The organism is Thiohalocapsa sp. (genome assembly GCF_019695415.1).
Lineage (GTDB): Bacteria > Pseudomonadota > Gammaproteobacteria > Chromatiales > Chromatiaceae > Thiohalocapsa.
In genome coordinates, this window is record NZ_JAIFKJ010000491.1 from 1 (window position 1) to 6,743 (window position 6,743).

Sequence of the window (6,743 nt, forward strand, 5' to 3'; positions counted from 1 at the left end):
CGGGGGTCAGCTGCGTCTCGCCCTTGGGCGTGACCTTGCCCACCAGGATGTCGCCATCGCGCACTTCCGCACCGATGTAGACGATGCCGGACTCGTCCAACTTCGAGAGCGCCGCCTCGCCGACATTGGGAATGTCGCTGGAGATCTCTTCCGGCCCGAGCTTGGTGTCGCGGGCGAGGCAGGTCAGCTCTTCGATATGGATGCTCGTGAAGCGATCCTCCTGAACGACCCGCTCGGAGATGAGGATGGAGTCCTCGAAGTTGTAGCCATTCCAGGGCATGAATGCCACGCGCAGGTTCTGCCCGAGAGCAAGCTCCCCCATGTCCGTGGATGGACCGTCGGCGAGCACGTCGCCGCGCTCGATGACGTCCCCGGGCTGCACCAGCGGGCGCTGGTTGATGCAGGTGTTTTGGTTGGAGCGGGTGTACTTGGTCAGGTTGTAGATGTCGACACCAGGCTCGCCGGCCTCAGTCTCGTCATCATTCACCCGCACGACGATGCGGGCGGCATCCACCGAGTCGATGACACCGCCGCGGCGCGCCCACTGCACCACACCCGAGTCCTTCGCGACCACCCGCTCCATACCTGTGCCCACCAGCGGCTTTTCGGCGCGCAACGTCGGCACCGCCTGGCGCTGCATGTTCGAGCCCATGAGCGCGCGGTTTGCGTCGTCGTGCTCCAGGAACGGAATCAAGGAGGCTGCCACGGACACGATCTGGCGGGGCGAGACGTCCATGTACTGGACCTCCTCCGGTGCCTTCATCGTGAACTCGTTCATGTGGCGGCAGGACACCAAGGCATCGGTGAGGCGTCCCTCGTCGTCCAGGGTGGCGTTGGCCTGGGCAATGACGTAGCCGCCCTCTTCGATGGCCGAGAGGTGATCGATCTGGTCGGTGACCTTGCCGTCCTCCACCCGGCGGTACGGCGTCTCCAGGAAGCCGTAACGGTTGGTGCGCGCATACACGGCCAACGAGTTGATAAGCCCGATGTTCGGGCCTTCCGGCGTCTCGATGGGGCAAACGCGGCCGTAGTGGGTCGGGTGCACGTCGCGCACCTCGAAACCGGCACGCTCCCGGGCAAGGCCGCCCGGACCGAGTGCCGAGACACGCCGCTTATGCGTGACCTCTGACAACGGGTTGTTCTGGTCCATGAACTGCGACAGCTGGCTGGAACCGAAGAACTCCTTAATGGCCGCCGATACCGGCTTGGCGTTGATGAGCTCCTGCGGCATCAGGCCCTCGGACTCGGCGAGCGACAGCCGCTCCTTGACCGCACGCTCCACGCGCACGAGACCCACGCGGAACTGGTTCTCGGCCATTTCGCCAACGCAGCGAATCCGACGGTTGCCCAAATGGTCGATGTCGTCTACGGTTCCGCGGCCGTTGCGTAGCTCGATGAGGACCTTGAGCGCATCGACGATGTCGGAGCTCTCGCCGCAGCGCTCCACCAACTGCTTGGCCGTGTCATCGCTGCGGGCGCTGAAGTACTTGTGGTCGTAGAGAATCCCGGCGCCCTCAGTGCTATCCCGGCCGAGGCGGCGGTTGAACTTCATGCGGCCCACCGCCGAGAGGTCGTAGCGATCCGACGTGAAGAACAGGTTGTGGAAGAGATTCTGCGCCGCCTCTTTGGTCGGCGGCTCGCCCGGACGCATCATGCGGTAGATCTCGACCTGCGCCTCGAGCTCGGTTCGCGTGCTGTCGATGCGCAGCGTCTCGGACAGATAGGGGCCGTGATCGAGGTCGTTGACGAATAGGGTCTCGACACGCTCGATCCCCTGCTCGCGCAGGGCCGTCAGCAACTCCTCGGTGATCTCCGCATTGGCCTCGGCGATGACCTCGCCGGTGTCGGTGTCCACAAGCGTCTGCGCCAGGGTGCGACCGAGCAGAAACTCGTCCGGCACCGCCAGTCGCTCGATACCCGCCTTTTGCAGTTCACGGATGTGGCGGGCGGTCACACGGCGGCCAGCCTCCACCAAGACTTCGTCGCCGATGCTGATCTCGAAATTGACCGTTTCGCCGCGCAGACGCTCCGGCACCAATTCCAGTTCCGGCGGATCGCCCAGATGGAAGGTGTCCGTTTCGAAGAAGAGCGCCAGCATCTCATCGGTGCTGTAGCCTAAGGCTCGCAGCAGCACCGTCGCGGGCAGTTTGCGGCGGCGGTCGATGCGCACGAAGACGTTGTCCTTGGGATCGAACTCGAAGTCGAGCCAGGAGCCGCGGTACGGAATCACCCGTGCGGAGAACAGCAGCTTACCGGATGAGTGCGTCTTGCCCTTGTCATGATCAAAGAAGACCCCGGGCGAGCGGTGCAGCTGCGAGACGATGACCCGCTCGGTGCCGTTGATAATGAAGGTGCCGTTCTCTGTCATGAGCGGCAGATCGCCCATGTAGACTTCCTGCTCCTTGACGTCCTTGACCACCTTGCTCCCGGCAGGGGCATCCTTATCGTAGATGACCAGCCGGAGCAGCACCCGCAGGGGTGCCGCATAGGTGGCACCGCGCAGATTGCACTCGCGCACGTCGAAGGCGGGCTCGCCGAGACGGTAGCTCACGTACTCCAGCACAGCGTTACCTGAGTAGCTCTCGATGGGCAGCACCGAGCGGAAGGCCGCGTGCAGGCCCATATCCTCGCGCCCGTCGGCAGCGCGATCCGCCTGCAGAAAGTCCCGATAGGACTCGATTTGCGTAGCGAGGAGAAAGGGCACCTCGAGAATGGTCGGCCGCTTGCCGAAATTCTTGCGAATACGCTTCTTCTCGGTGAACGAGTAGGCCATACTGCCTTCCCTCATGTGTAGGGTCTGATGCCGGGCCTCACGCGAGGCGGCTCCGGTGGTGAGGCATACTGTGATGCTGCCGTGGCTGCACCGAGTGACAACGACGCGGCGAGATCGAATGCCGTCGCGGGACCATGATCCCGTGAGCGGCCGCCCGACGCATCAGCGCCGACGCCACACGATACAGCAACGACAAAAGGCCGGCGGCCTGCAGCCGCCAGCCTCTTCAACGCTTCGCTGCTGAGTCGCAGACAATGCGGCTTATTTGATCTCGATGGTCGCGCCGGCTTCCTCGAGGGCCTTCTTGGCCGCTTCGGCGTCGTCCTTGGAGACGCCTTCCTTCAGAGTCGTCGGCGCACCCTCGACGGCCTCTTTGGCCTCTTTCAGGCCCAGGCCCGTCAGGGCGCGCACAGCCTTGATGACGCCCACCTTGTTGGAGCCGAAGGACGCCAGCACGACGTCGAACTCGGTCTGCTCTTCCGCCGCCTCGCCGGCATCGCCACCAGCAGCCCCGGCAGCCGGCGCCGCCGCGACTGCGGCAGCGGCGGTGACACCGAACTTTTCTTCCATTGCGCTGATCAGGTCGACAACTTCCATCACGGTCATATTCGCGATGGCGTCGAGGATTTCGTCTTTGGAAACGGCCATTGTGATCTCCTGGGAATCAGTCGCCGGGCAGAACCCGACGGGAATCTTGTCAACTGAGTAATGAGCAGCTCGGATGGGCCGAATCAGGCACCTTCCTTCGCGTCACGGACGGCGGCGATGGTACGCACGAGCTTGCCGGGCACTTCATTGAGCGTGCTGGTGAGCTTCTGCACCGGCGCTTTCATCGTCGCCATCAACAGGCTTAGAGCTTCCTCGTAGGTCGGCATCTTCGCGACCTTGTCCAGCTCCGACGCGTCGAGCAAACGGCCCGAGAGCGCAATCATGCGGACCTGGAAGCGCTCGTGTCCCTTCGCGAAGTCCTTCGCGACGCGCGCGACGGAGCCCGGGTCGTTGCGGCCGAAGGCAAGTACCAACGGGCCGGTGAGCTCGTCGTTCATGCATTCGAACTCGGTGTCGGCCAACGCCCGCTTGGCGAGGGTATTCTTCACCACGCGCACGTAGACGCCGGCTTCCCGCGCTTTTACGCGCAGCTCCGTCATCTCCGCCACCGTCAGGCCGCGGTATTCGGCGCCAATCGCGGAGTATGCGCCCCGCGCAACCTCCGAGACCTCTGCCACGACGGCTTCCTTCTGAGCAAAATTCAGAGGCATAGGCTCCTCCTGACTGGTCCCGACTTCAGCCGGGACACGCCCCGACGCGTGCATCCGTTCCTCGCGCCGGGCTGATTGCGTGCTCCGTCATCAAAGCCATCGAGACGAACCCGATGGACGCTGCGAGGGCACATCTGCGCAGGCAGACATTAAGCCTCACTGACCCGCACTCCCGGCGGGCCGGCGGACACCTGCGGTCTTTGACGGACCCCGGACCAAATAGACCGACGTCCCAAAGCTATCGGGCTGCAGGCCGCCAGGACCCCACAGCCACATGCGTCGACCTCTGTCGACCCCGTGAGACGCGCTTAAAACGACAGGGTGCCGTGGTCGACCGTTAGCCCTGGCCCCATGGTGGACGACACCGTGACCTTTTTCATATAAACGCCCTTGGCCGCGCTCGGCTTTGCCTTCATCAGGTTGCCGAGTAGGGCTTCGAGGTTTTCGCGCAGCTTGTCCGACGCGAAGTCGATCTTGCCCAGCGGGCAGTGGATGATGCCTGCCTTATCCGTGCGGTAGCGTACCTGCCCGGCCTTTGCGTTCTGGACCGCCTGTGCCACGTCCGGCGTCACTGTGCCCACCTTGGGGTTCGGCATCAGCCCGCGCGGTCCGAGGAGCTTGCCCAGCTGTCCCACGACACGCATGGCGTCGGGGGAGGCGATAACGACGTCGTAGCCGAGCGCCCCGCCTTTCATCTCCTCGGCCAGATCTTCCATTCCCACGCGATCGGCGCCGGCTGCTGTCGCCGCTTCGGCGTTGCCTCCTTGCGTGAACACTGCGACCCGCACCTGCTTACCAGTGCCATGAGGCAGCACCGTTGCACCGCGCACGACCTGGTCGGACTTGCGGGGATCGACGCCGAGATTGACTGCCACGTCGATGTTCTCGACAAACTTGACCTTAGATAGGCTCTTGAGCAGATCGAAGGCATCTTCTGCGGCATAGAGTCGCCCGGGCTCGATCTGCGCGCGGATCTGCTTTGCGCGCTTGGTCAGCTTGGCCATTTATTCCACACCCTCCACGTCCAGCCCCATGGCGCGGGCACTTCCCGCAATGATGCGCACGGCGGCGTCCATGTCGTTGGCGTTAAGGTCGGCCATCTTGGTGCTCGCGATGTCCTCCAGCTGCTGCCGGCTGACCTTGCCCACCTTCGCGGTGTTCGGCGTGCTGCTGCCCTTGCCGATGCCGGCCGCCTTCTTCAGCAATACGGATGCCGGAGGGGTCTTGGTCACAAAGGTGAAACTGCGATCACCGTACACGGTAATCACAACCGGGATGGGCAGACCCTTTTCGACGTCCTGCGTCTTGGCGTTGAATGCCTTGCAGAACTCCATGATGTTCACGCCGTGCTGACCAAGCGCAGGACCAACGGGTGGGCTCGGATTGGCCTCCCCCGCCTTGACCTGAAGCTTGATGTAGGCGCTGATCTTCTTCGCCATGATTTCGTTACCTCGACGGGTGCAGACGCCGAGTGTGACAACCGGCTCCCCGTGATAGTCCTCAGTACGTCCCCAGCTGGATGGCCCGATGCTGGCCATCCAGCCCCTCGCGTGATCGCCCAACCAACGCAGGCCGCGATCCAACCGCGCCGCCGGCCATGCGGCCTAGCTAAGCCTGCCTTGCGCCGCCTCCGCGGACGTTCGTGCCGACCGGCAAGCCCTTGCGGCCAACCGAGCCGTGATCCGCTTCAGCCTTTTTCGACCTGCCCGAATTCCAGGTCGACCGGTGTCGAACGGCCGAAGATCAGCACCGACACCTTGACGCGGCTCTTGTCGTAGTCGACTTCTTCTACGACACCATTAAAGTCGGTGAATGGCCCATCAGTGACTCGAACCACCTCGCCCGGCTCATAGAGCACCTTCGGCCGCGGCTTCTCGACACCGTCCTGCACACGCTGCAAGATAGCATCCACCTGCGAATCTGGGATGGGCGCCGGTCGATCTCCCTTGCCGCCGATGAACCCCATCACCTTCGGTACATCCTTGACGAGATGCCAGGTCTCATCGGTCATTTCCATATTGACCAGCACATAGCCAGGGAAGAACTTACGCTCGCTCTTGCGCTGCTGGCCGCCGCGCATCTCCACGACCTCTTCCGTGGGCACGAGAATTTCACCGAAGTCGTCCTGCATCCCCGCCCGCGCAATCCGCTCCTCCAAGGAACGCTTCACATGGCTTTCAAAGCCCGAGAATGCGTGAATCACATACCACCGCTTGGCCACGCTCAGCCCCCCTGCCCGGTAAGGAAACGCAGGATGGCCATCAGCACCATGTCGAACAGCCACAGCAGGATACCGAGGATGAGCACCATGACGATCACGATGAGCGTCGTCTGCAAGGTCTCCTGTCTCGTGGGCCAGACGACCTTGCGTACCTCCATGCGTGCATCCACGGCAAAGCGCCACAGCTGTCGTCCGGGCAACGATGTCAGCGCAATCGCTGCAGCGCCGCCCGCCAGCGCGAGCAGCGCGACCACGCGCAGCAGCAGCGAGTAATCAGCAAAAAAATAAAAGGCCCAAAGCGCCGCGATCACGATTCCAGCGGCCGCAACGAGCTTGATAGTGTCGAGGCCGGTCGCCCCGGCTTCGGCTTTTGCGTTCATGCTTTCCGCAAGCGGCTTCAGGACCGCGAAATGTGGCAGGCCAGGAGGGACTCGAACCCCCAACCTGCGGTTTTGGAGACCGCTGCTCTGCCAATTGAGCTACTGGCCTA

7 protein-coding genes and 1 tRNA gene are annotated in these 6,743 nt (G+C 63.3%); all 8 read right to left on the reverse strand.

What is annotated here, in order from left to right:
* Positions 1-2,773, reverse strand: a 2,773-nt coding sequence (gene rpoB, locus I6U14_RS13665; protein WP_296900077.1) for a DNA-directed RNA polymerase subunit beta, incomplete at its 3' end; no start/stop codon positions are given.
* A gap of 261 nt (positions 2,774-3,034) precedes the next feature.
* Complete coding sequence (rplL, locus tag I6U14_RS13670; RefSeq protein ID WP_296900073.1) at positions 3,035-3,421, reverse strand: 50S ribosomal protein L7/L12; 387 nt, start codon at positions 3,419-3,421, stop codon at positions 3,035-3,037.
* Between the two features lie 83 nt (positions 3,422-3,504).
* Entirely contained in the window at positions 3,505-4,032 is a 528-nt protein-coding gene (rplJ, locus tag I6U14_RS13675) for a 50S ribosomal protein L10 (RefSeq protein ID WP_296900074.1), read from the reverse strand.
* 308 nt (positions 4,033-4,340) lie between these two features.
* Positions 4,341-5,036, reverse strand: coding sequence for a 50S ribosomal protein L1 (gene rplA, locus I6U14_RS13680; protein WP_296900075.1), 696 nt, complete (start codon positions 5,034-5,036; stop codon positions 4,341-4,343).
* Positions 5,037-5,471, reverse strand: coding sequence for a 50S ribosomal protein L11 (gene rplK, locus I6U14_RS13685; RefSeq protein WP_296900078.1), 435 nt, complete (start codon positions 5,469-5,471; stop codon positions 5,037-5,039).
* A gap of 248 nt (positions 5,472-5,719) precedes the next feature.
* Positions 5,720-6,253, reverse strand: a complete 534-nt coding sequence (gene nusG, locus I6U14_RS13690; RefSeq protein ID WP_296900076.1) for a transcription termination/antitermination protein NusG — start codon at positions 6,251-6,253, stop codon at positions 5,720-5,722.
* A gap of 2 nt (positions 6,254-6,255) precedes the next feature.
* Entirely contained in the window at positions 6,256-6,633 is a 378-nt protein-coding gene (gene secE, locus I6U14_RS13695; protein ID WP_296900079.1) for a preprotein translocase subunit SecE, read from the reverse strand.
* 33 nt (positions 6,634-6,666) lie between these two features.
* Positions 6,667-6,742: transfer RNA gene (locus I6U14_RS13700), tRNA-Trp, on the reverse strand.
* Between the last annotated feature and the right edge of the window lies 1 nt (position 6,743).

Coding starts and splice junctions, on each gene's coding strand:
- rplA (WP_296900075.1), bottom strand. CDS start 5,036: ATGGCCAAGCTGACCAAGCGCGCAAAGCAGATCCGCGCGCAGATCGAG.
- rplK (WP_296900078.1), bottom strand. CDS start 5,471: ATGGCGAAGAAGATCAGCGCCTACATCAAGCTTCAGGTCAAGGCGGGG.
- rplL (WP_296900073.1), bottom strand. CDS start 3,421: ATGGCCGTTTCCAAAGACGAAATCCTCGACGCCATCGCGAATATGACC.
- secE (WP_296900079.1), bottom strand. CDS start 6,633: ATGAACGCAAAAGCCGAAGCCGGGGCGACCGGCCTCGACACTATCAAG.
- rplJ (WP_296900074.1), bottom strand. CDS start 4,032: ATGCCTCTGAATTTTGCTCAGAAGGAAGCCGTCGTGGCAGAGGTCTCG.